General features: G+C 51.5%; 22 protein-coding genes. 18 read left to right on the top strand and 4 right to left on the bottom strand.

Going from position 1 to position 21356, the window contains the following annotated elements; translation table 11 throughout:
• The first annotated feature begins 129 nt into the window (after positions 1-129).
• The 15 genes from NSS64_RS16280 to NSS64_RS16210 all read left to right on the top strand — a co-directional run bounded on the left by NSS64_RS16280 (position 130) and on the right by NSS64_RS16210 (position 16510).
• Positions 130-585 carry a MarR family winged helix-turn-helix transcriptional regulator gene (locus NSS64_RS16280; RefSeq protein ID WP_341140792.1) on the top strand — a complete coding sequence of 152 codons (456 nt, stop codon included), beginning with the start codon at positions 130-132 and terminating at the stop codon, positions 583-585.
• A gap of 42 nt (positions 586-627) precedes the next feature.
• A complete protein-coding gene (locus NSS64_RS16275; protein WP_445667800.1) occupies positions 628-978 on the top strand; it encodes an ArsR/SmtB family transcription factor in 351 nt (116 codons plus the stop codon).
• A gap of 254 nt (positions 979-1232) precedes the next feature.
• Complete coding sequence (locus tag NSS64_RS16270) at positions 1233-1898, top strand: TetR/AcrR family transcriptional regulator (RefSeq protein WP_341140790.1); 666 nt, start codon at positions 1233-1235, stop codon at positions 1896-1898.
• Positions 1891-3171, top strand: a complete 1281-nt coding sequence (locus tag NSS64_RS16265; RefSeq protein WP_341140789.1) for an MFS transporter — start codon at positions 1891-1893, stop codon at positions 3169-3171. The genes NSS64_RS16270 and NSS64_RS16265 overlap by 8 nt, the downstream gene beginning before the upstream one ends.
• Before the next feature lie 3 nt (positions 3172-3174).
• A complete protein-coding gene (locus NSS64_RS16260) occupies positions 3175-5493 on the top strand; it encodes an ABC transporter permease (protein ID WP_341140788.1) in 2319 nt (772 codons plus the stop codon).
• A gap of 9 nt (positions 5494-5502) precedes the next feature.
• Positions 5503-6261 (top strand): ABC transporter ATP-binding protein, encoded by a 759-nt coding sequence (locus NSS64_RS16255; RefSeq protein ID WP_341140787.1) that lies wholly within the window; start codon positions 5503-5505, stop codon positions 6259-6261.
• Between the two features lie 74 nt (positions 6262-6335).
• Positions 6336-7049, top strand: coding sequence for an ABC transporter ATP-binding protein (locus tag NSS64_RS16250; protein ID WP_340941631.1), 714 nt, complete (start codon positions 6336-6338; stop codon positions 7047-7049).
• Positions 7042-8640 (top strand): hypothetical protein, encoded by a 1599-nt coding sequence (locus NSS64_RS16245; RefSeq protein WP_341140786.1) that lies wholly within the window; start codon positions 7042-7044, stop codon positions 8638-8640. Before NSS64_RS16250 ends, NSS64_RS16245 begins: the two co-directional genes overlap by 8 nt.
• A 107-nt stretch (positions 8641-8747) precedes the next feature.
• Positions 8748-9632, top strand: coding sequence for a MerR family transcriptional regulator (locus NSS64_RS16240; RefSeq protein WP_340941629.1), 885 nt, complete (start codon positions 8748-8750; stop codon positions 9630-9632).
• A 27-nt stretch (positions 9633-9659) separates the two neighbouring features.
• Complete coding sequence (locus NSS64_RS16235; RefSeq protein WP_340941628.1) at positions 9660-10145, top strand: GNAT family N-acetyltransferase; 486 nt, start codon at positions 9660-9662, stop codon at positions 10143-10145.
• Positions 10146-10158: 13 nt separating this feature from the next.
• Positions 10159-10644 carry a GNAT family N-acetyltransferase gene (locus NSS64_RS16230; protein WP_341140785.1) on the top strand — a complete coding sequence of 162 codons (486 nt, stop codon included), beginning with the start codon at positions 10159-10161 and terminating at the stop codon, positions 10642-10644.
• Positions 10645-11055: 411 nt separating this feature from the next.
• Complete coding sequence (locus tag NSS64_RS16225; protein WP_341140784.1) at positions 11056-11994, top strand: ring-cleaving dioxygenase; 939 nt, start codon at positions 11056-11058, stop codon at positions 11992-11994.
• A 31-nt stretch (positions 11995-12025) separates the two neighbouring features.
• Positions 12026-12619: a flavin reductase family protein gene (locus NSS64_RS16220; RefSeq protein ID WP_340992422.1), complete on the top strand. Its 594-nt coding sequence runs from the start codon at positions 12026-12028 to the stop codon at positions 12617-12619.
• Positions 12620-12910: 291 nt separating this feature from the next.
• Entirely contained in the window at positions 12911-15340 is a 2430-nt protein-coding gene (gene helD / locus NSS64_RS16215; protein ID WP_341140783.1) for an RNA polymerase recycling motor HelD, read from the top strand.
• A gap of 180 nt (positions 15341-15520) precedes the next feature.
• Positions 15521-16510 (top strand): aldo/keto reductase family protein, encoded by a 990-nt coding sequence (locus NSS64_RS16210; protein ID WP_341140782.1) that lies wholly within the window; start codon positions 15521-15523, stop codon positions 16508-16510.
• A gap of 21 nt (positions 16511-16531) precedes the next feature.
• Here the strand turns inward: NSS64_RS16210 and NSS64_RS16205 are convergent, their stop codons facing one another.
• Together NSS64_RS16205 and NSS64_RS16200 are read right to left on the bottom strand one after the other, a co-directional pair.
• A complete protein-coding gene (locus NSS64_RS16205) occupies positions 16532-17416 on the bottom strand; it encodes a LysR substrate-binding domain-containing protein (RefSeq protein ID WP_341140781.1) in 885 nt (294 codons plus the stop codon).
• Positions 17417-17628: 212 nt separating this feature from the next.
• A complete protein-coding gene (locus NSS64_RS16200) occupies positions 17629-17970 on the bottom strand; it encodes a hypothetical protein (RefSeq protein WP_155991631.1) in 342 nt (113 codons plus the stop codon).
• Between the two features lie 235 nt (positions 17971-18205).
• Here NSS64_RS16200 and NSS64_RS16195 point away from each other — a divergent pair, with 235 nt between their 5' ends.
• The 3 genes from NSS64_RS16195 to NSS64_RS16185 are packed head-to-tail and all read left to right on the top strand — an operon-like array spanning position 18206 to position 19700.
• Entirely contained in the window at positions 18206-18625 is a 420-nt protein-coding gene (locus NSS64_RS16195) for a MerR family transcriptional regulator (protein WP_341140780.1), read from the top strand.
• Entirely contained in the window at positions 18622-19161 is a 540-nt protein-coding gene (locus NSS64_RS16190; RefSeq protein WP_341140779.1) for a hypothetical protein, read from the top strand. Before NSS64_RS16195 ends, NSS64_RS16190 begins: the two co-directional genes overlap by 4 nt.
• Positions 19158-19700, top strand: a complete 543-nt coding sequence (locus NSS64_RS16185) for an AAA family ATPase (protein ID WP_341140778.1) — start codon at positions 19158-19160, stop codon at positions 19698-19700. Before NSS64_RS16190 ends, NSS64_RS16185 begins: the two co-directional genes overlap by 4 nt.
• A gap of 86 nt (positions 19701-19786) precedes the next feature.
• Here NSS64_RS16185 and NSS64_RS16180 read toward each other — a convergent pair whose 3' ends face one another.
• On the bottom strand, positions 19787-20749 hold the full coding sequence (locus NSS64_RS16180; protein WP_341140777.1) for a hypothetical protein: 963 nt from the start codon (positions 20747-20749) through the stop codon (positions 19787-19789).
• Positions 20746-21240, bottom strand: a complete 495-nt coding sequence (locus NSS64_RS16175; RefSeq protein ID WP_341140776.1) for an RNA polymerase sigma factor — start codon at positions 21238-21240, stop codon at positions 20746-20748. Before NSS64_RS16175 ends, NSS64_RS16180 begins: the two co-directional genes overlap by 4 nt.
• Between the last annotated feature and the right edge of the window lie 116 nt (positions 21241-21356).

The following is a 21356-nucleotide window of genomic DNA, read 5'->3' as shown; positions in this document are numbered from 1 at the left end:
TGTTTGTGAAACAAACTAAAAAGTTTGTAATACAAACAATATAGTTTGTATTACGTACAAAGTCAACGGCTACTGTGGTACAATAGGAGCGAACAGGTCTGAAATATACAAAAGTGCGGAGTGAAATCAATGAGCGGTTACGATAATTCTTTTGATAAGCTGGAGGATCTGTCGATGGTAGACAGCCTTGTGCAGCTATCCTTCCTGGTTCAGAATATCCTTGCCCGGATAGGAACGGAGCATGATCTGTCGATCATTCAGATCCGCCTGCTGGGGATACTGCGCGACCGGGAGCCGGGCATGCTGCAGCTGGCCAAGCATCTGGGCCTCGACAAATCCAGTATTACAGGGCTCGTTGACCGGGCGCAGCGCCGCGGGCTGGTAGAACGTACCGTATCACAGAGTGACCGGCGGGCATTCAATGTGAGGGCTACTCCGGCAGGCTGGAAGATTATTCACGAGGTCGGGGAGCAGATCGAGCGTCAGATTACGGCGGTAACCGATGGTCTTACCGGAGAGGAACGGGCGCAGATGATTGCCCTGGCCAGCAAGATTCTGGCCACTGCACCTGGGGTGAGCCGCTGAACGATAGGGTTCGTGACGATGAAGCATATAGGAGGGATTTCCATGGACCAGGAACTTATGAATGAACTGGCGTCTCAATTCAAGAATTCGCTGAAGGTGCTGAACGCGGTCGGTGCCGAGACCCGGCAAGCTATCCTGATGGCCTTGCTGCAAGGGCCGCAAGATCCGGGCATGCGTGTAGGCGAGATAAGAGGAATCACCCACTTTTCCCGTCCGGCCGTGTCCCATCATCTGAGAATATTGATAGAAGCGGAAATAGTTAGCGTCCGAAAAGAAGGCACCCGCAACTATTACCGGCTTGATTCTGGAAGCAAGCTGATGGTGCTCAAAAGCCTGGTGAACGGGCTGGAGAAGGTTCTGGCACAATGCGGGCGTGAAGCAGGGATTCTCTGACCATGGAGAATCCCTGCTGTGCGGTATAGGCTAATACTAAGAATGTGTTGGCGTGAAGGCACGTGGTCCAAACGTATGCGGAAAATTTAAGCTACCTTGTTCCAGCAAAGCATGCTATGCTATAATCAATTACCGACAGACAGTCGGTCGGTAATTATTTTTTCACAAATAAAGCTACGGTTACAGCCAAAGTTACATGTACAGTTACACCCAAAGTTAGTACAATCCCAGCTTTACCACAAGGAGACATGACCATGAGAGTTGTAAAAGAAGCGGAAGCCCGTAGAAATGAGATTCTGGATGCAGCAGAGGAGCTGTTCGGACAGAAGGGCTTCGACGGTACCAGCACGGGCGATATTCTGGGCAAGGTCGGCATTGCGCGCGGGACACTGTATTATCACTTCAAGTCGAAGGAGGATATTATGGACGCGCTGATTGAGCGGACGAATGCCGCTATCCTTCATGCCGCTCAGCAGGTTGCTGAAGACAAGAGCATCCCCATCATCGACCGGATTCTCCGTGTAGTCATGGCGCTGAACATCAGCAGCGGAGAGGGGAGCAGCACGGAGATCATGGAGCATATCCACAAGCCGCAGAATGCGCTGATGCATCAGAAGGTTCAGAAGGCGGTTATCCGCAGCGTTCCGGCCATTCTGGCCTCCATCATCAGCGAGGGGATAGAGCAGGGGATATTCAATACTCCCTATCCGTACGAATGTATGGAGATGGTTGTCATCTATGCCACCACCATTTTTGATAATGACATGGTTGAAATGACGGAAGAAGAGCGTATGTCACGCATTCTGGCCTTCATCGCCAATGTGGAACGACTGCTCGGTGCCGGGAGCGGAAGTCTGATGAGTGTAATGCAGATGTTCGGCGGCTCCGGTGGAGTGGAAGCGGGCAATGGTGATGAATAGATCCGGAACAGGCTTCGGCAGATTCCTGTTTCTGTGGTCAGGGCAGCTGATTTCGGCTATCGGCGGCGGGCTCACCGCGTTCGGGCTGGGGATTTATACCTTACAGCAGACCGGGCAGGCTTCGGCTATGGCGCTGGTGACATTACTGGCATTCATGCCTTCGCTGCTGCTCAGTCCAGTCGCAGGCGTGCTAGCGGACCGCTATGACCGCAGACTGCTGATGGTGCTGGGGGATACGCTCTCTGCCTTAGGTCTGATTTATATTCTGGTCTGCCTGCTGAATGGAGATGCACAGCTGTGGCAGATCTGCTTAGGGGTGACCGTCAGCTCGGTATTCTCCTCGTTGCTTGATCCCGCCTATAAAGCTACGATAACGGATCTGCTCACAGAAGAGCAGTATACGAAGGCCAGCGGGTTTGTGCAGATTGCCGGCTCCGCCAAATATCTGATTTCGCCGCTCATTGCCGGGCTGCTGCTTACAGTCTCTGATGTGAAGCTGCTGCTGATTATCGACATCTGTACTTTTTTTCTAACCGTGCCTACTACGCTTGCGGTCCGCAGCGGTCTTCCCTCCAAAAAGACGGAGCAGGCTCCGGCCTTTATCCGTGAATTTCAAGAAGGCTGGAGAGCAGTCTCCGGGAATCGGGGAGTACTGGTGCTGGTGATTATGACCTCGGTCATGACCTTCTTCATCGGGTTCATCGAGACCTTGTCCATGCCGATGATTCTGGCGTTCTCGAATAGTGCTGTCCTGGGAACGCTGGAGACCGTCATGGCATCGGGGATGCTGGTGTCGAGTGTCATTATAGGGATGCTGCATATACAAAAAAATTTTGTACGCATGCTGGCAGTGTCGCTTTTTTGCTCAGGAATCAGTATCGCCGTCTTCGGACTGCGTGAGAATATTGTGCTGATTGGCGCTGCCGGATTTATGTTTTTTGCCATGTTGCCCTTTACGAACACGGCCCTGGATTATCTGGTCCGCACTAATATTGACAATTCCGTTCAGGGGAGAGCCTGGTCATTGATCGGACTGCTCTCACAGCTAGGATTCGTGGCGGCTTATATGCTGGCAGGTGTGCTGGCAGACTACGTATTTACTCCCTTGCTGGTGAGCGGCGGAGTTCTGGCGGATAGTGTGGGGCGGATCATCGGCACTGGCAGCGGGCGGGGGATGGGACTTCTCATCATCATTGCCGGGCTGCTGTTAAGCGCTGCTTCGGTCATGATCTATCGGCTCAAATCCATTACAAGTCTTGAGAGCAGGGGGTAACTTATGTTTTACCGAATCATCCGCAGAGATATCCGCACAAGCAAGGGAATTACACTGACGACTATGCTGTTCGTAGCGGCCGCTGCCATGCTCGTCTCTCTGTCAGCCATTCTGGTCGTCAATCTGAGTGGGGCCATCGATCATCTGATGACGCAGGCGAAGACGCCGCATTTCCTGCAGATGCATTCCGGCCAGCTGGATCAAGACCGGCTCAAGGCCTTTGCAGAGCAGAACAATAAGGTTGAAGAACACCAGGTGCTTGATTTTCTCAATGTAGAAGGCGCGAGGATTGTCATGGACGGGCATACGCTTGCGGACAGTGTTCAGGATAACGGCTTCAGCACACAGAGCGGGAAGTTTGATTATCTGCTTGATCTGGACGGGAAAGTGATTGATGTACGGGGCGGCGAGGTGTATGTCCCGATCAGTTATATGAAGGATGGCTCCGTCAAGGCCGGAGGGACGGTTACCGTGGGAGATACAAGTCTCACCGTAGCGGGGTTCCTGCGGGATTCACAGATGAACTCACTGCTTGCTTCGTCGAAGCGGTTCCTCGTCAGCCCGGCGGATTATGCGGAGCTGGCGCAGTACGGAACCACGGAATACCTGATTGAGTTCAGACTGAAGGACCTGTCGATGCTGGGGGCCTTCGAGACAGACTATACCGCAGCAGGACTTGAAGGCAACGGCCCGGTGATTACATATCCCCTGTTCAGAGTGCTTAATGCCATCTCGGACGGACTTATGATTGCGGTGATCCTGCTGGCGAGTGTGCTGGTTGTTATTATTGCTTTTCTATGTACAAGGTTCACCCTCATGGCAACCATCGAGAGCGATTACCGGGAGATCGGTGTCATGAAGGCCATCGGTCTGCGCGTCTCGGATCTCAAAAGAATCTATCTGGCCAAATACGCAGCGATAGCAGCTCTAGGGAGTATCCTCGGCTTGGCATTATCGTTCAGCTTCAGAGGTCTGCTGCTTGAGAATATCAGGCTGTATATGGGCGAAAGTGCGCATCCGGCACTTGCTCTGGCCTGCGGCATCCTTGGAGTGCTGCTCGTATTCCTCATTATTGTTGCCTATGTGAACAGGGTGCTGAAGCGTTTCCGGAAGATTTCAGCTGTCGAAGCCATCCGTTTCGGCACATCCCAGCAGACCCGGGCGGGCTCAGGGCGGTTTACCTTGAGCGCCAACCGGCTGCTGAACACGAATGTTTATTTAGGCGTTAAGGATGTCTTGTCCAGAAAAGCTCTATATGCAACTATGCTTGCAGTACTCGTCATCTCTTCCTTCCTTATGATTGTGCCCCAGAATCTCTATCATACGATCTCCTCTCCAAGCTTCATTACATACATGGGCATCGGTGACAGTGATCTGCGCCTGGATATCCAGCAGACGGACCATATTCCAGAGAAGGCCGCAGATATTGCGCGGGTGATGGAGCAGGATGTGATGATCTTCCGTTTTGCCGTGCTGACCACTCAGGCGCTGAACGTGAAGCTGGACAATGGTGTCGTTGAGCGGATAAAGGTTGAGCTGGGCGACCATTCTATTTTTCCGGTTGCCTATGGTGAAGGACATGGCCCGGTTGCAGCGAATGAGATTGCCCTCTCCGCCGCGAATGCCAAGGAGCTGGGCAAGCAAGCCGGTGATTCCCTGACCCTGCTCGTAGACGGAGAAGCGAAGGAGCTTACGGTGTCCGGGATTTATTCGGATGTGACCAACGGCGGGAAAACAGCCAAGGCCACCTTCACCACGACTTCTGATCAGGCCATGTGGGCCGTGATTTATGCGGAGCTTGCAGATTCCATGCTAATCAGCAGCAAGGTGAGCGAATATGCAGAGCGGTTCAGTTATGCTAAGGTGTCTGATATCGGGGAATATGTGACGCAGACCTTCGGCTCTACCATTAGCTCAGTCGGTAAGGCTGCATGGGCTGCTCTAGCCGTGATGCTGGTCCTGAATGTACTGATTACACTCTTGTTCATGCGGATGCTGGTAGCCAAGGACCGTTACTCTATTGCCGTCATGAAATCGATGGGCTTCCGGAATTCCGATCTGACTGTACAGTATTATGCGCGTTCTATATTTGTACTGGTGACCGGAATGGCTCTGGGCATCCTGCTGGCGAACACCCTGGGGCAGATTCTTGCCGGGGCTGTGATCTCCTCCTTCGGGGCTTCGTCGTTCAAGTTCGTGGTCAATCCACTCTCGGCGTATCTGCTGTGTCCGCTAATCATGACCGGTTCTGTACTCATCGGGACGGTTATCGGCACATCGGGCATCGGTCGAATTCAAATATCCGGCAATATTAAGGAGTAGATCAAGAAGATGAAGAAGATCATTTCGGGAGAAAATATAACCAAACAATATGGCACTGGCGGGGAGCAGCGCAAGGTGCTGGACGGGGTATCCGTCGATATTCACGAAGGTGAATTCGTCTCGGTAATGGGACCCTCAGGCTCAGGGAAGTCCACGCTGATGTTTGCACTGAGCGGAATGGACCGGATCGACTGGGGGCTAGTTACTTTTGAGGGCAGGGATCTGGGGATACTTGAAGAGGATGAGCTTGCGGATCTCCGCAGAACGGAAATGGGCTTCGTGTTCCAGCAGCCGACACTGATGAAGAATCTGAACATCCTGGACAATATTATTCTGCCGTCGATGCGTGACAACAGGCGGAAGGTTGCAGCGATTACGGATAAGGCGCAGCAGCTTATGGAAAAGGTGGGGATCGCGGAGCTGGCGAAGCGTGATATTACAGAGGCTTCGGGTGGACAGCTGCAACGGGCGGGTATCTGCCGCGCGCTGATGGGCAGCCCGCGGATTATTTTCGGGGATGAGCCAACCGGCGCGCTGAATCTGAAGGCTGCCGAGGAGATCATGGACCTGCTGTCCGGAATCAATGAAGAAGGGACGGCAATCATGCTGGTCACCCATGATGCTACCGTTGCAGCCAGGACGCAGCGGATTATGTTCATGTGCGACGGCCGGATTGTCGATGAGATACGCCTGCCGAAATACAACGGAGGGACGCTTGAGCCCCGCATGAACTTAATCACGGCAAAAATGCGGGAGATTGGGATTTAATATTGAAATGAACCATTAGCCCGGGCTGTTCGTATTATAGTTATTTGCTAACACCAAGGAAGAGGTGAGAGGAAATGCTGACCATCAAGAATTTTACGAAGAGTTATAAAGGCGGCGCAAAGGCGGTGGATGATCTTAGCCTTGAGGTTGAACGGGGCGATATCTACGGCTTCATCGGGCATAACGGGGCAGGCAAGACCACGACGATTCGCGCTGTGGTGGGCGTGCTTGATTTTGAACAAGGGGAGATTGAAATTGACGGCATCTCAATTAAAAAAGATCCGTTAGCCTGCAAGGCGAAAATTGCCTACATCCCGGATAACCCGGACCTGTACGATCACCTGACGGGGATTCAGTACCTGAATTTCATCGGCGATCTCTTCAGTGTATCGAAGTCCACCCGGGAGCGGCTGATCGGGCAATACGGCGATGCCTTCCAGCTCACAGCCAGTCTGGGCGACTTGATCTCCTCGTATTCCCACGGCATGAAGCAGAAGCTGGCCATCATCTCTGCGCTGATTCATGAGCCGAAGCTGTTAGTATTGGATGAGCCTTTTGTGGGCCTTGATCCGAAGGCTGCGCATACGCTGAAGACGATCATGGCAGATGTGTGCAGCAGAGGCAGTGCGATTTTCTTCTCCACGCATGTGCTGGATACTGCTGAGAAGCTCTGCAATAAGATTGCGATCATCAAAGGCGGACGGCTGATTGCCCATGGTAAGACCGAAGAGGTCAGGGGCGAGAACAGCCTGGAGGATGTATTCATGGAGCTGATCGATCATGATTAATGTCTGGAGATTAACGAAGCTGCAGCTATTGTCCTCCTTCGGCCTCAATAAAGCGCTGCATACGAAAGACCCTGCGGAGAGACGGAAGGCGCTGTTGCTCAGCATTGCGATGATAGCCGGGATACTCATGATCGGAGCCGTGTCATTCGGCTACAGCTTCATGATGGCGCAGTCGTTCGAGCAGCTTGGGCGGATGGACTTATTGCTGGCAGTGATGATGGCGGTCACTTCGCTGGTCGGCTTCTTCACTACGGTCTATAAGGCAAGCGGGGTATTATTCAGTTACAAAGACTACGATATGATCATGTCGCTTCCCGTGAAGACCAGCCATGTGGTGGCGAGCCGTGTGCTTCAGCTTTATGTGATGAATCTGTTCTTCACGCTGCTGGTCATGCTTCCGGCGGGGGCGGTGTATGCGATACATGTGAAGCCGGGCGTGCTGTTCTACCTGTTTTTCCTATTGACGCTCTTCTTCATTAATCTGCTGCCGATTATAGCGGCTGCGCTTGTGGGCACCCTCATTAGTTGGGTCTCGTCCCGGTTCCGGGCGAGCAAAATCCTGAATATGATTCTCACGTTCGCCTTCATCATTGTGCTGATGCTGGGCTCGTTCACGCTCAATCAAGGGCAGCAGGCGATTGCAGATGTTGGAGCCGCCTTGGGTGATATGATCTTCAGGGTGTATCCTCCGGCTTCCCTGTACGTTGATGCGGTCTGCTCGTACCGTGTAAGTGCCTTGCTCTTCTTCATCGCGGTGTCTGTGCTGGTCTTCATGCTCTTCTCAATCCTGCTGGCGACCCGGTATAAGGCGATTCATACAGGGCTTATGACCAGCCGGGCAAGCCGCGGATATACGATGAAGCCGCTACAGGCTAATTCAGCATTCAAGGCCTTGTATCTGAAGGAGCTTCGGCGTTATTTCAGCTCAGTCAATTATGTGCTGAACACAGGGATCGGCATGGTGCTGCTCCTGATGATGTCCATTTCCTTATTATTCGTCAGCTCAGAGCAGCTGGGAACTATACTTGACATCCCGCAGCTGTCGGACTCCCTAAGTACGCTGAGTCCGCTGGTGATCTCTCTGTTTGTTGTTCTGAGCTGCACCACGGCCTGCTCCATTTCGCTGGAAGGAAATCATCTGTGGATCTTGACCAGCTCGCCCGTGCCCAAACCGGCGATTGTATTCAGCAAAGTGGCGGTGAATCTCACCATTACGTTACCCATTACAGCTGTAAGCTGGGGGCTGCTGGCCTATACTCTGCGTGCCGGGTGGATGGAAAGTATATTAATGCTGGCCGTTCCGGTAATCTATGCCTGCTATTCCGCCCTACTGGGCGTTATGGTGAACCTGAAGCTGCCCAAGCTCGACTGGACCAGTGAAGTTGCGGCGATCAAGCAGAGTGCGTCGGTGCTGGTAACGATGGTTATCGGCGTTCTCACGCTGGCTGTTCCCGCCGTACTGTTCATGCTTCTTCCTGGGGTGGGCGGAAATCTCATCCTCCTGGGATACGGCATTCTAATGGCAGCGGTGTGCGCCGGTATGTACAGATATATCCAGATCAACGGAGAGAGGATGTTTCAGAAGCTGTAGTCCGCTTGTTGTGCACGCGGGGAGAAGTTTTTTTTCGGATACACCCGATTAGCCCCTTGAAGTTGCCGCGGCGTCAAGTGATAGGATAGCTAAGAGAGGAGGGTGAAATGAACAAGACTGTTGTTACCATACAGCAATTGTCGGAGCAACTCGGGCTGACGAGCCGAACCTTGCGGCACTGGGAAGCGGAAGGATTGTTTCAGAGTAAGAGAGAGGTATCTTCCGGCTGGCGTACATACGATGAACATGCGCTTAAGTGTATCAGGATCACAGCGCTGCTGCGGAGAATGGATATTCCGATCAGAGAAATACAGCCTATTCTGGAGAAGGGTTCTGTGTCTGTGCTTAAGCAGGTTATACAGAACAGGACAATCGCGCTGCAGGTGCACCAAGAAGAACTCGAACGGGTGGGAGAGCAATTACATCAGGTACTCGATTACCTGAATACTTCTAATAAGAGGGCCTCCATTCAGGAGGAACTGCTTAGCGAAATGGAGAATGTCTTTATGAGTAATGTAACCGAGCGGTCAACATTCAAAGTGATTACATTGCCGGAGATGAGAGTAGCTTATCATATCGTGGTGGACCAGTCTCCGGAAGACAAAGCGATGGGTCCTATCATGGATTGGTTGGAATCCGCAAAGCTCCTGGGCACGGCGCGGTTATTCGGCGGGAATATGAAGCCTATGCCAAGTGGTGCAGGTAAACCCTATGGCTATGGAATGTGTGCGACAATTCCTGATGGAACCACCGTGCCGGAACCCTTCAAGGAAATGACCCTGCCCGGGGGGCTATACGCCAAGCTGGACAGCAGCGAAGACATTGGCGGCTCCTGGAAGATGCTGATGGATCATTTAGCCCATAGCCAAAAGTACCGCTCGGACCGCAGCAGACTTTGCCTGGAAGAGCATATCCGCAATGACTGCCCTGCGGGCAGCGGCAACCTGTATGATCTTAGTCTGCTGGAACCTGTAGTGTTGAAATCATTGTAGCTGAACCCAAGAAAAGAAGGGAAGTAAATGAGCATTGAATTCAGTAAGATCAGCCTGTTTGAACGGGGAACATTGCTTGAATTATTGAAGGATGCCTATTCCTTCGACCGCAGGTATGAGCAGAGCTGTCTGGAGAATTGGCAGGAGTTCGACTGTTTCTTCTTTGACAATCTGCATATTGCGGATCAATATGGGTTCATGACTACGCTGGACGGTGAGGCGATAGGCTTTGTATCCTGGGACCCGCGGAAGATGCCCCTGTACGCTGAAATCGGCCATAACTGTATTGCGACTGCCAACAAAGGCAAGGGCTACAGCACCCTGCAGCTTCAAGAAGCGGTTCATCGTATTCTGCAGAATGAAGTGCAGCACATTGTAGTGACCACTAATGACGATCTAATCCCCGCCCAGCGGATGTATGAGCGCGTTGGTTTTATTTTGCAGCAGAAGCGGCACTTGGGTCCTGGTTCCGTACTTAAAGGTGAACATTGGGATTATGTGTATAGGCCATGAAATTGGGGGGACTATGAAAAAGTCAGAGGTTACACTAAGTAAAGCTACAGTGGAGGATGCGGCGGCGATTCATGCGTTGCAGCTTGAGGCCTTCATGCCGCTCTTAGAGAAATATCAGGATTATGAGACAAATCCGGCTAATGAAACGTTGGAGAGACTCGTAGAACGGATGAATCAGGAATTTGTTGATTACTATATCATCCGAAACGCCGGGAATGCTGTAGGCAGTATTAGAGTCAAGAAAATAGAAGAGCATCATTACTGGCTCGGTCAATTATGTGTAGTTCCGCAATCCCAAGGCCAAGGCATCGCCCAGCAGGCATTCGCCCGGATTGAAGAAATCTATTCGGATGCGAAAATGTGGGGGCTGGCGACCGTCGTGCAGGAGGAGCGGAACTGCTATTTGTATGAGAAGCTGGGCTACAGAAGGACCGATGAAATCCGGGAAATCAATGATAAGATGACCTTGTGCTTTTATGAGAAAAAGCTTGTTAAGTAAAGTTAATGCTGATAGCTAAGAAATACTGCATAAATTGCAACTCTGGTTGATTAATACCTAAGTATTCGGGAGAAATGTTGTATAAAAAGCAGGAATAGTCCCGTCCAGCTGTCTGGTGGAGGCGGAGAAGCTGCCTTTTGTGCAACATTTTTTGATTACGGGCCTTAGAGTGAGCAGAATGTTGCAATATGTGCAGGATTGTCACTGTTCATCTAGTAAAATGTGTTCAAAAACTATTAGTTCAGCGGCCTCTTCTTAGGAAGGGGCTATTTATTGTACTCAAGTACTTGACAACTGTAACTATAGAAAGTAAAGTGAGGATATAAATTATCTTAACTTAAAGATAATATTTAAACAAATATCTTAAAGTAAAGATATAATTCGATTTTATTAACTTAGGAGGCAATTCAAATGAACAAACAAACCATGGGTATTCATCATATCACCGCGATTGTCGGGCATCCGCAGGAGAATATGGACTTTTATGCAGGGGTACTGGGGCTGCGGCTGGTGAAGCAAACGGTCAATTTCGATGATCCGGGAACGTATCATTTCTACTTCGGCAATGATGGCGGTAAGCCGGGAACCATCATTACCTTCTTCCCGTGGGCGGATGCGTATCAGGGTAAGATCGGCGGGGGCCAGGTTGGCGTTACTTCGTATGTGATTCCGGCCCAGGCGATGGCGTTCTGGAGAGAGCGGCTCACGGCATTCAAGGTGGCTTACACAGAGATGGAGCGGTTCGGGGAGCTGTACCTGGAATTCGATGATCCGCACGGCCTGCATCTGGAGCTGGTGGAACGGGAGGCGGGTGAGCGTAATGAATGGACCTTCAGCGGAGTAACACCGGAGGTGGCAATCAAGGGCTTCGGCGGCGCGACACTGCTGTCCACTCATCCGGAACAAACCGCTGAGCTGCTGGAGAAGGTGATGGGACTTACATTCGTGGGGCAGGAAGGCGATGTCGCCCGCTACCGCTCGGCTGCGGATCTGGGCAATGTGATTGAGCTGAAGGTGACGGCTGTACCGCGTGGTGAAATGGGGGTTGGCTCTGTCCACCATATTGCCTGGAGAGCGAAGGATGACCAGGATCAGCTTGAATGGCAGGATTATGTGCATGATAATGGATATGGGGTAACGCCGGTGCAGGACCGAAATTATTTCAACGCTATCTACTTCAGAGAGCATGGGGAGATTCTGTTCGAGATCGCTACCGATCCTCCGGGCTTCGCTCATGATGAAACGCCGGAGACGATGGGGACCAGCCTGATGCTGCCGGAACAATACGAGCCGCACAGAGCAAAGATTGAACAAGTTCTGCTGCCGGTTACTGTAAGAGCGCTTGACTAATCTGCTTTGACATTAAAAAGGAGGCATGAGCATGATCCCTATTGATCCGCAGCAGGGCACCGAACGGGATAATTATAAGCTTCTGATCGGGACAATTATCCCGCGTCCGATTGCTTTTGTAACCACCTTGTCGGAGGGAGGGGTCTTGAACGGTGCGCCGTTCAGCTACTTCAATATCGTATCCTCCAATCCGCCGATGATCTCTATCTCTATTCAGCATGCCGGGGGCCAGTCGAAGGATACTGCACGCAACATTAAGCAAATGAAGGAGTTTGTGGTTCATATTGTGGATGAGCAGAATGTCGGACAGGTGAATATGACCGCCGCGCCTTTGCCGCCGGATCAGAGTGAGATAACCTTAGCCGGAATGACGCCTGTAGATAGCCTGCGCATTAAGGTTCCCGGCGTTCAGGAAGCGAAGGTGCGGATGGAATGTGTCCTTGAGCAGTGTCTGGAGCTGCCAAATACTGATCTATTGATCGGCAGGATCGTGCAGTTTCATCTGGACGAGGCGATCTACGAACAGGGGAGAATTAATCCGGTGGCATTAGGGGCGGTCAGCCGTCTGGCCGGGAATAACTATGCGGGGATCGGGGAGATTTTTGAGATTGAGCGGCCGTTGTAACGGCTGTGCTGGTGAGCAGACGGTTAGCCGTTTCAGCGGGGGATAGCGGGCAATACAAGGACAGGTTATCACCTAAACAACAAAACCCTGGCGCAAGCGCCAGGGTTATTTATGATTCAGGAAGTATTGCATACAAAGAAATAATATGCTAATGTTAGAAGACTGTTGACTATTTTTAAAAATCAGATCGGAGGTAACGCATCTTATTTATATTTTAATTATAGCAAAGGGACATCCGGTTTGTCAACCCGCCTGTTTGGGACTATTTCAAGAAAGAGGAGTGATCAGGTGATGGAGAAGGTAAGCAGCTGGGAGCAGGAGCAGGAGTGGCTGGATCAGGTGAAGGAGAAGCTGAAAGCGGGGATCGCTGAGCTGGAGCCGGAGGTCGGGCAGCTGAAGGAGCAGGCCACAGACATCCGCCGGAGATTCTGGGAAGAGGTAACGGTCAATACGAGTACGGAGGAGGATTTCGAAGAGAGCTTCTTCACCATTACCCAGCAGGACGCAGTCCTGTCAGAACGGGAACGCAGTCATGCGCGGAAGCTGCGGCAATGGAAGAATATGCAACGGCTGCTGCCGTCGCCTTATTTTGGGCGGATAGATTTTCATGAGGAGGGTCAGAAGGCTGTGGAACAGGTCTATATCGGAGTGTCCTCCTTCATCGAAGAGGATGGTCTGAGCTTCGTGGTCTATGACTGGCGGACCCCGATTGCGAGCCTGTACTACGACTATCCGCCGGGAAAAGCAGCCTTCGACACACCTGGAGGACGGATTAGCGGAACGATGGAACTGAAGCGGCAGTACCAGATCCGTGACGGTCAGCTCCAGCATTTGTTCGATTCTAGCGTTACAATCGGAGATGAACTGCTCCAGCAGGTGCTTGGCAAAGGCGCAGATTCACAAATGAAGAGCATCGTAGCCACGATTCAGGCCGAGCAGAACGCGATTATCCGTAACGATACCAGCCGGATGCTTATTGTGCAAGGAGCGGCGGGCAGCGGCAAAACCTCGGCAGCGCTCCAGCGCGTAGCCTATCTGCTGTACAAACACCGGGAGCGGCTCACGGCGGATCAGATCGTATTATTTTCCCCGAACCCGATGTTCAACAGCTATGTATCCACCGTTCTTCCGGAGCTGGGTGAAGAGAATATGCAGCAGACGACCTTTCAGGAGTATCTGGAAACGTGGCTGGGTCAGGATTACCGGATAGAAGATTCGTTCGATCAGATGGAATACGTGCTTACCGCTCAGCAGGAAGAGGGTTATGAAGCCCGTCTTAAGGGAGTCGGATATAAGGCGTCGGAAGCCTTCCTCCGGGCACTTCAGGGTTATGCGCAGTGGCTGAAGCTGGAGGGGATGCTGTTCAAGGACATTTGCTTCCGGGACCGCGTGTTAATCTCGGGGCAGCAGATCAAGAGCAAGCTGTACAGCTATGATCCTTCGATTCGTCTGCCGAACCGGGTGGAGCTGGTGCAGAAATGGCTGCTCACCGAGCTGGCGGGACTACAGAAGGAGGAGCAAGGGGCAGCCTGGGTAGAGGAAGAGATGAATTACCTCGACAATGACCAATATGCTGAAGTGCACGGTAAGCTGCACAGAGAGAAGGGCGTGTTCGACTTCGCGGAGAAATACCTTCGCCTGCAGGAGCTGCTGGTGCATAAGCGGGAGCAGGATGAAGGGGACTTCGATTACGCCGAGCGGGAGGAGGCGCTGCTGGGAGAGATGATCGTGAAGGAGCAGTTCAAACCGCTGAGACGGGGGATCAGGAAGTTCACCTTTATCGACATGGCCGGGCTCTACCGTCAATTGTTCAGTGATGAAACGGCCTACAGGGAAATGACAGGTGAAGCGGAGGTACCGGAGCTATGGCCGGAGATCTGTGCGCAGACCCGGAAGATGCTGGATAGCGGGACACTCTGGTATGAAGATGCGACCCCGTATTTGTATTTAAAAGAGTTGATCGAGGGTGTGCGGACGAATACGCAGGTGCGGCATATTTTCGTGGATGAAGGCCAGGATTATTCCATGTTCCAGTATGAGTTCCTCAAAAAGCTGTTTCCGCGTGCCCGCATGACGGTGCTGGGAGACTTCGGCCAGGCGATCTTCACGCAGGCGACGAATCTGTATGGAAGCAGCTCACCGCTGCTAAAGCTCTATGGAGAAGAAGAGACTAACCAGTTCCTGCTGGTCCGCAGCTACCGCTCGACCTTTGAGATTGTGGAGTTCACGAAGCGGCTGCTGCCCGGCGGCGAGGCGATTGTGGCTTTTGAGCGGAGGGGCCGGAAGCCTGTATTGGCTAAGCTGGACAATCATGAGTTGAGGGCGGAGCGAATCGTGAAAGATCTCGCGGAGCTTCAGGCTGAAGGCTATAGCTCCATCGCTGTGATTACGAAGACGGCCGCAGAGAGCAGAGAAGCTTATGAGTGCCTGACGGCTCGAGGTAGCGCCCCGGAGCTGAGGCTGATTACGAAGAATACGCCAACTTTTGAACGAGGAATACAGGTAATCCCCGCCTATCTCGCCAAAGGCGTGGAGTTCGATGCCGTACTGATCTATGACGCCTCCCCGCAGACGTATCACAGGGAGAGTGAGCGGAAGCTTTTTTATACGGCATGTACTCGGGCTATGCACCGGCTGCAGTTGTATACTGCGGGGGAGTGGACGCCGTTTGTGGGTGGGGTAGATGGGGAGTTGTATGAGCAGACAGTAGTTACACTATAGATCTAAGAGAGCCTCTCCGAGTGCTGGGGGGGTCTTTGCATGTTGAGCCTGGTTCAACTAGGAGAACGAAGCGAATGGATCTGTGATACTTTTTTCATATCAAAATACTCGTTAAATGATATTTCACCTATTAATAGTGATTTGTTACGCTTAAATGGCTATTAAAAGGAGGTAATGAAGATGGAATATCGGAAATTGGGTGCCAGCGGCTTATCGGTCAGTGAGATTGCTTTTGGAAACTGGATTACGCATGGGGCTCAAGTGGATTATGACACAGCCAAGGCTTGTGTTCATGCTGCGTTGGAAGCGGGAATTACTACATTTGACACCGCAGATGTGTATTCGGACACGAAGGCGGAGACGGTGCTGGGGCAAGTCTTATCAGGAGTGCGGCGCGAAAGCATCGAGTTATGTACTAAGGTCTATCAGCCTACAGGAACAGGACCTAATGACCGTGGTCTATCCCGGAAGCATATTATGGAAGCTTGTAACTCCTCGTTAAACAGGCTGCAGACGGATTATATAGATATTTATTATGCCCATAGATTTGATAAAAAGGTTTCGCTGGAGGAGAGCTTCCTGGCCTTCTCTGATCTGGTGCGTCAAGGGAAGGTTCTGTATGTGGGGATCAGCGAATGGACGGCGGAACAGATCACACAAGCCGCGGTGTTGGCCCGGGAGCTGAGGGTTCCTCTGGTGGCCAGCCAGCCGCAATATTCGATGCTATGGCGGGTAATTGAAGCGGAGGTTATTCAGGCTTCTGAGCGGGAAGGGATCGGGCAGGTTGTCTGGTCACCGCTGGCCCAAGGCATTTTGTCGGGAAAATATCTGCCGAATCAACCTGTCCCGCAGGGGTCCCGTGCTTCGACTTCAGCGGGTTCTCCGTTTTTTCAACGATTGGCTGGCCAGTGGCTGCACACAGAGGTTCTTACGGCTGTATCCCGGCTGTCCTCACTTGCACACGAGGCGGGGCTGACGCTTCCGCAATTAGCCATAGCATGGGTGCTGCAGAATCCGCAGGTGTCGGCTGCAATCATTGGGGCATCCAGACCAGAGCAGGTACAAGAGAATGTGAAGGCTTCGGGGGTGCTTCTTGAACCTGATTTGCTGAGTGAGATCGACAGAATATTAGAGGGACTGGTTGAGCGTGATCCTGCAAAAACCGGGTGAGTAACGCTGTCCGCTCACCTTTCACCTGGAATTATGCTCTTGTAAAATCTCTATAAATGCAGAGAGGATGGCCTGATTCGTATCCGTTCTCCAGGCAGCGTAGAAGGGAACAGGCGGCGCATTTTCTTCGAAGGGTCTGAACACGACCCCGCTGCGCTGGAAGACGGAAACTGAAGAAGGGACAATGGAAACCCCCAGGTTCGCTGCCACAAGGTTAACAATGGTATACATCTGCACGGCTTCCTGTACAACCTGAGGGTAAACATCATGCTCAGCGCAGAAGCCCATAATCAGATCATGAAAAGGAAGACCGTGCTTACGCGGAAAGAAAATAAAAGGCTCGGAACGCAAAGCGGACACTGGCAATGCAGGAAGCTTGGCCAGCGGATGTTGATCAGGCAACACGGCAACCAGAGTTTCGTTGATCAGGCTGCAATGACTAATGTTCTTGGCCGGCTCAATGAAGCGAAGGAATCCAATATGGATGTTGCCGTCATGCAAGGCCTGCCATTGCTGGGCAGAAGTCATCTCCAGCAGGTTCAGCTGTATTTGAGGGAACCGTTGCCGGAATATTTTGAGCACATCGACCATGATGCCGCCCTCTGCTGAACCGATGAAAGCTATATTTAAATGTCCAATGATGCCTTGGCTTGCCAGTTGTACCGTTCGAATAGACCGCTCCAGTTGAGATAAGATCCGGGTGGCTTCCTCCCAAAAAACAGATCCCGCTGGTGTGAGGCGGACTTGACGTTTGTTCCGTTCAAACAGCTTCACGCCAAGCTCTTGTTCCAGCGCTTGAATCTGCTGAGTCAACGGAGGCTGTGTCATATTTAATTTCTCTGCGGCACGATGGAAATGAAGCTCTTCCGCCACCGCAACGAAGTATTGTAATTTTCGTATATCCATTGTTGTGGTCCTCTTTCCTGGTGATAAAGGTAGTATAGCATAAGGGAAGTAGGGGATTGGCTGCGCTGTATGGGCCTAAATTATTATTGTGAATTCTTTCGACTAGGAAACTATTAGCTAAAAAACACCCTAGCCAACATTAAGGGGACAGTCCCTGGTCGGCGCGGGTGTTTTATAATTTTAATAATTGCATAAATGATGAATATTAGGAGTTATTGTACAGTTACTTTAAATATCAATCTATCACCTTGTGGAGTGATCTCAGCAGCTACAACCGAATACCCTGGAGATAAACCAATGAATCTTCCATCTTCTGTTACTAGCAAACTACCATCCCACCGAAGGAAATGCCATAGATAAGGGTAAAATTCAACAGTTTCACCTACAGCAATTGTTAAATCGCGAACATAATCATTAGGCGCGGATTGAGCAACATTAGTTGGAAGGAATGCGTTGGGAGCCAGAGTGGTTTCAACGCTAGAAGCAAAGGATGTCGATCCTAAAGAAAAACAGGCAGATACAGTCAATAACCCGGCGAGCAATTTCTTATTCATAAATTCTCACTCCATTTCAAATATTAGGATATTATTAAATATTACAGAATAAATATCCATATGTAAAGTATTATATATAAAATTATGAATTACTATATTAATAAAGGAATTTAGGATGAGATAGTATTTCACTTCACTCTGTCAAAAATGAATATTGACAACACAATGTAGTTACACTAAACTGTAACCAATACAGTTTAGTGTAACTTTTGTTTGGATAAGAGAGGTGAGTACGATGAATACGTATACTGCGAAGCAGTTGGCTGAAGTGCTACAGAATGAAGATCCGCAGATGAATCTGCGGACGGTCAGGTATTATACGCAGATCGGGATGTTGCCGCCGCTGGAACTGGTGGGCAATAAGAGGGCGTATACAGATAGTCATTTGCATTATTTAAGGGCGATCCTTGTATTGACCAGGAGCGGCGAGACGCTGGCTTCGGCACAGGAGAAATTAGCGGGACTGCCGCTGGACGATGTGATTAAGCTCGGGGATAATCTGCGGCTGTACCAGTCGGATCAGATGCTCCACAGTGAGCTGCATGTCATCAGTGAAGATGTGATTCTCTCCGTTAGTCCGCGCATCTCAACGGCGCTGAAGGAGAAGATGCTTGAGACGATTACTAGACTACTTCAAGAGGAGGGGCAGGTATGATCCATATCCGCTTTGCCAAATCTGCAATGGAGAACGAAGAAGGGATGAATCATCTCTGGCTTCAGATTGCGCCGCCCGGCGGGGTGCAGAATGTCCGCTTACAATTAATCCTTCCGGCAGGGCTTCACCGGTTTCCTAATCTGAATGGTACTGTTGAAGACAGCAGCGGGAGAATGTGGATTAACGATACGCAGTCAGTAACTGACCTGTACGTTGAAATCTTCACCCGGGAGCCGGTCCCTTGCGGGGAGTATAGTCTGGCGGTTGAATTGTCTTACACGGACAGGGATGGAACGGGTACCAGTGTTAAACAGGTGATTCCGCTGAAGGTCGTGTCTGAGGAGGAGTCGGAGGAGATTCGTACCAATGAGGAAGTAGTGCGCAGAATTAAAGAACTTCATCTGACACCGGGCAGCAGCGAACCGGCACACTGCAACGAATATACCCCGGCCAAACTAATCAGGCTTGATTCCAACGCTATGTCGGAATGGGAGAAGAAATACCGCGTGGAAGGAGCTAAGATCGAGAGCATATGAGAACCCAATTACCATTATTCATTATCACCGGAGCCAGCGGAGTAGGTAAAACCACGGTCATGCATGAGTTGAGGGAGCAGATGCCGGAATTTGTTCTGTTCAGTACGGATGACGATCATTTCGGGACGACGGGGAAGAAGCTGGAGTACCAGGACCGCTACAACCTGCTGCTACATGCTGCCCATGCTGTTGCTTTGTCTGGACGAGGGACGGTGATCTGCGGGACTATGATGCCATGGGATGCGGAGAAATGTGATGCCTACAGCACATTCAGTGAAGTGCACTTTATTAACCTGCATTGTGACGATGCCACCCGCAATTCCCGTCTGCGCAGCCGTGAGGATGCGGCGACCTGGACAGAGGATATGCTTAGGCAGCATGAGGTATTTGCCCAGTGGCTGCTGGATCATGCGGAGACGGATTATGATCCGCCGATGCCTACTTTTAACACCACTTCTACACCTCCGGCTGCGCTGGCGGAACAGATCAAGGAGTATATTAAGGGAAAATGGAAGAGTAGCACGGGAATTGTCTCTTAGGTGATTAAATCTGCGGTGTATAGGATGGTTTACTTTCTATTCGTATGTAAAAGCTTAAGGCCATCCCTGCCGGGATGGCCTTTGAACTATTTTAGGTTATCCCACAGCGCCTGGAAGGCACCGGGCTCAACCTCGAAGAATACTGGCGCATTGCCGTAGCGCACAAGTCCCTTGCCGAACAAGGTTAGCTCTACCCGGGCTTTGTCAGCAAGTTCGAGGTAAACCAGCTTGCGGTCCTCATTGTCATAGATGCCTTGCGCCATGAGCGAGTCTGCGGACAGCGGCTTGGCGGCATTAAGCGCGCTCAGGAAGTCGTTAAGCGCTGCGCCTTCGGGCAGCGGCAGGTATTGCTGCTTGCCGTTATTCCAGCTGTCGAAGCTCTCCCACTGGGCGGAGGCGATGCGCCCGTCCAGGTTCAGCTTGCCAATAAGATCGGCACCGCTATGCACAGTAATCCCGTTCGTGTGTTCGTACAGCTCCGCGAACACCTGACCGTCTGCCTCTGTATAAGACATGACCAGGAAGCCGGAATCGTATCCTTTGACAGCATAGATATCTGTCTCCCCGATGTTTGAGGCCATCTCTGTATACGCATCCTTGCCGCTCCATTCATCAATCCCGCTGGTTGTGCGGCCCAGCTTCTCCCCGCGCAGTGCAGCCGCATCGGCTGCTTCAATGCGGATCGCCGCCTGGGTATAGATATTTCCCTGGTAGATGACCAGGCCGATCATATCTGCCTGGGCACCGGAGCTTTTATCCGGCAGCTCGATCTTGGGAATGACGACTCCGGCAGAATTCCCTGCCGAAGGTGTGCCCGGATCTACCTGGGCTACTGGATTCGGGGAAGCTGTACCATTTAGCTGCTTCATTACGCTGGGTCCGGCCAGGCCGATTCCGGCGGCGACCAACACGCTTGCTGCGATATAGACCATTTTACGCGGACGGCGCTTTTGTTCCATTTTACCTTCTAAACCTTGCTTCATTTCTCTGCTTGAACTCATAGTATCCACCGCTTTCTTGTATTGGGTTCGAAACTGATCTTCCTTCATTCCGCTTCTGCTCCTTCCAGTTCCAGTCTTAACAGCTGACGTCCGCGCTGAAGTCTCATCTTCACGGCAGACTCGCTGATCTGCAGAATTCTGCTGATCTCCTGGACGGGATAATCCTCGTAATAGTACAGATGAATCACAGTCTTATACTTCACCGGCAGGGCCAGCACGAGCTGCAAGACCGCCAGCTCCTCAGGGTTATCGGCCGTGACCGGCTCCACCCCTTCGAGCTTGACCTCGCGCTTGCGCCAGCCTCTGCCCAGCAGATTCTTGCAATGATTGGTGATGACCCGGATCAGCCAGGCCTTCTGGTGTTCGTCATCCTTGAATACGGGAGCCTTCTCCATCAGCTTGATGAAGGTGTCCTGCGTAGCCTCTTCGGCATCCTGGCGGCTGCCCAGATGAACCAGGGCAATCCGGTACAGCATTTCTGCATATTGTTCGTAGCTTTTCATCACAGGATGGCCCGGCCGGGTCATGGGTTGCTGCATGAGGTTATGCCCTCCTTTATCTATAACACCCTTTAGGACGGCATCCGGTCACATTTTGTTTCCGGGAATTTATTCTGCTTGTTCTAAGCTCACCCTGATACAGCAAAAAACAGGGG

The sequence above is a fragment of the Paenibacillus sp. FSL H8-0122 genome (assembly GCF_038005345.1).
GTDB lineage: Bacteria > Bacillota > Bacilli > Paenibacillales > Paenibacillaceae > Paenibacillus_AQ.
This window is presented reverse-complemented; position numbering and strand designations above follow the sequence as displayed.

Coding starts and splice junctions, on each gene's coding strand:
- helD (WP_341140783.1), top strand. CDS start 12,911: ATGGAGAAGGTAAGCAGCTGGGAGCAGGAGCAGGAGTGGCTGGATCAG.
- NSS64_RS16190 (WP_341140779.1), top strand. CDS start 18,622: ATGATCCATATCCGCTTTGCCAAATCTGCAATGGAGAACGAAGAAGGG.
- NSS64_RS16250 (WP_340941631.1), top strand. CDS start 6,336: ATGCTGACCATCAAGAATTTTACGAAGAGTTATAAAGGCGGCGCAAAG.
- NSS64_RS16260 (WP_341140788.1), top strand. CDS start 3,175: ATGTTTTACCGAATCATCCGCAGAGATATCCGCACAAGCAAGGGAATT.
- NSS64_RS16195 (WP_341140780.1), top strand. CDS start 18,206: ATGAATACGTATACTGCGAAGCAGTTGGCTGAAGTGCTACAGAATGAA.
- NSS64_RS16255 (WP_341140787.1), top strand. CDS start 5,503: ATGAAGAAGATCATTTCGGGAGAAAATATAACCAAACAATATGGCACT.
- NSS64_RS16225 (WP_341140784.1), top strand. CDS start 11,056: ATGAACAAACAAACCATGGGTATTCATCATATCACCGCGATTGTCGGG.
- NSS64_RS16235 (WP_340941628.1), top strand. CDS start 9,660: ATGAGCATTGAATTCAGTAAGATCAGCCTGTTTGAACGGGGAACATTG.
- NSS64_RS16220 (WP_340992422.1), top strand. CDS start 12,026: ATGATCCCTATTGATCCGCAGCAGGGCACCGAACGGGATAATTATAAG.
- NSS64_RS16280 (WP_341140792.1), top strand. CDS start 130: ATGAGCGGTTACGATAATTCTTTTGATAAGCTGGAGGATCTGTCGATG.
- NSS64_RS16265 (WP_341140789.1), top strand. CDS start 1,891: ATGAATAGATCCGGAACAGGCTTCGGCAGATTCCTGTTTCTGTGGTCA.
- NSS64_RS16245 (WP_341140786.1), top strand. CDS start 7,042: ATGATTAATGTCTGGAGATTAACGAAGCTGCAGCTATTGTCCTCCTTC.
- NSS64_RS16240 (WP_340941629.1), top strand. CDS start 8,748: ATGAACAAGACTGTTGTTACCATACAGCAATTGTCGGAGCAACTCGGG.
- NSS64_RS16200 (WP_155991631.1), bottom strand. CDS start 17,970: ATGAATAAGAAATTGCTCGCCGGGTTATTGACTGTATCTGCCTGTTTT.
- NSS64_RS16210 (WP_341140782.1), top strand. CDS start 15,521: ATGGAATATCGGAAATTGGGTGCCAGCGGCTTATCGGTCAGTGAGATT.
- NSS64_RS16230 (WP_341140785.1), top strand. CDS start 10,159: ATGAAAAAGTCAGAGGTTACACTAAGTAAAGCTACAGTGGAGGATGCG.
- NSS64_RS16205 (WP_341140781.1), bottom strand. CDS start 17,416: ATGGATATACGAAAATTACAATACTTCGTTGCGGTGGCGGAAGAGCTT.
- NSS64_RS16270 (WP_341140790.1), top strand. CDS start 1,233: ATGAGAGTTGTAAAAGAAGCGGAAGCCCGTAGAAATGAGATTCTGGAT.
- NSS64_RS16175 (WP_341140776.1), bottom strand. CDS start 21,240: ATGCAGCAACCCATGACCCGGCCGGGCCATCCTGTGATGAAAAGCTAC.
- NSS64_RS16185 (WP_341140778.1), top strand. CDS start 19,158: ATGAGAACCCAATTACCATTATTCATTATCACCGGAGCCAGCGGAGTA.
- NSS64_RS16275 (WP_445667800.1), top strand. CDS start 628: ATGGACCAGGAACTTATGAATGAACTGGCGTCTCAATTCAAGAATTCG.
- NSS64_RS16180 (WP_341140777.1), bottom strand. CDS start 20,749: ATGAAGGAAGATCAGTTTCGAACCCAATACAAGAAAGCGGTGGATACT.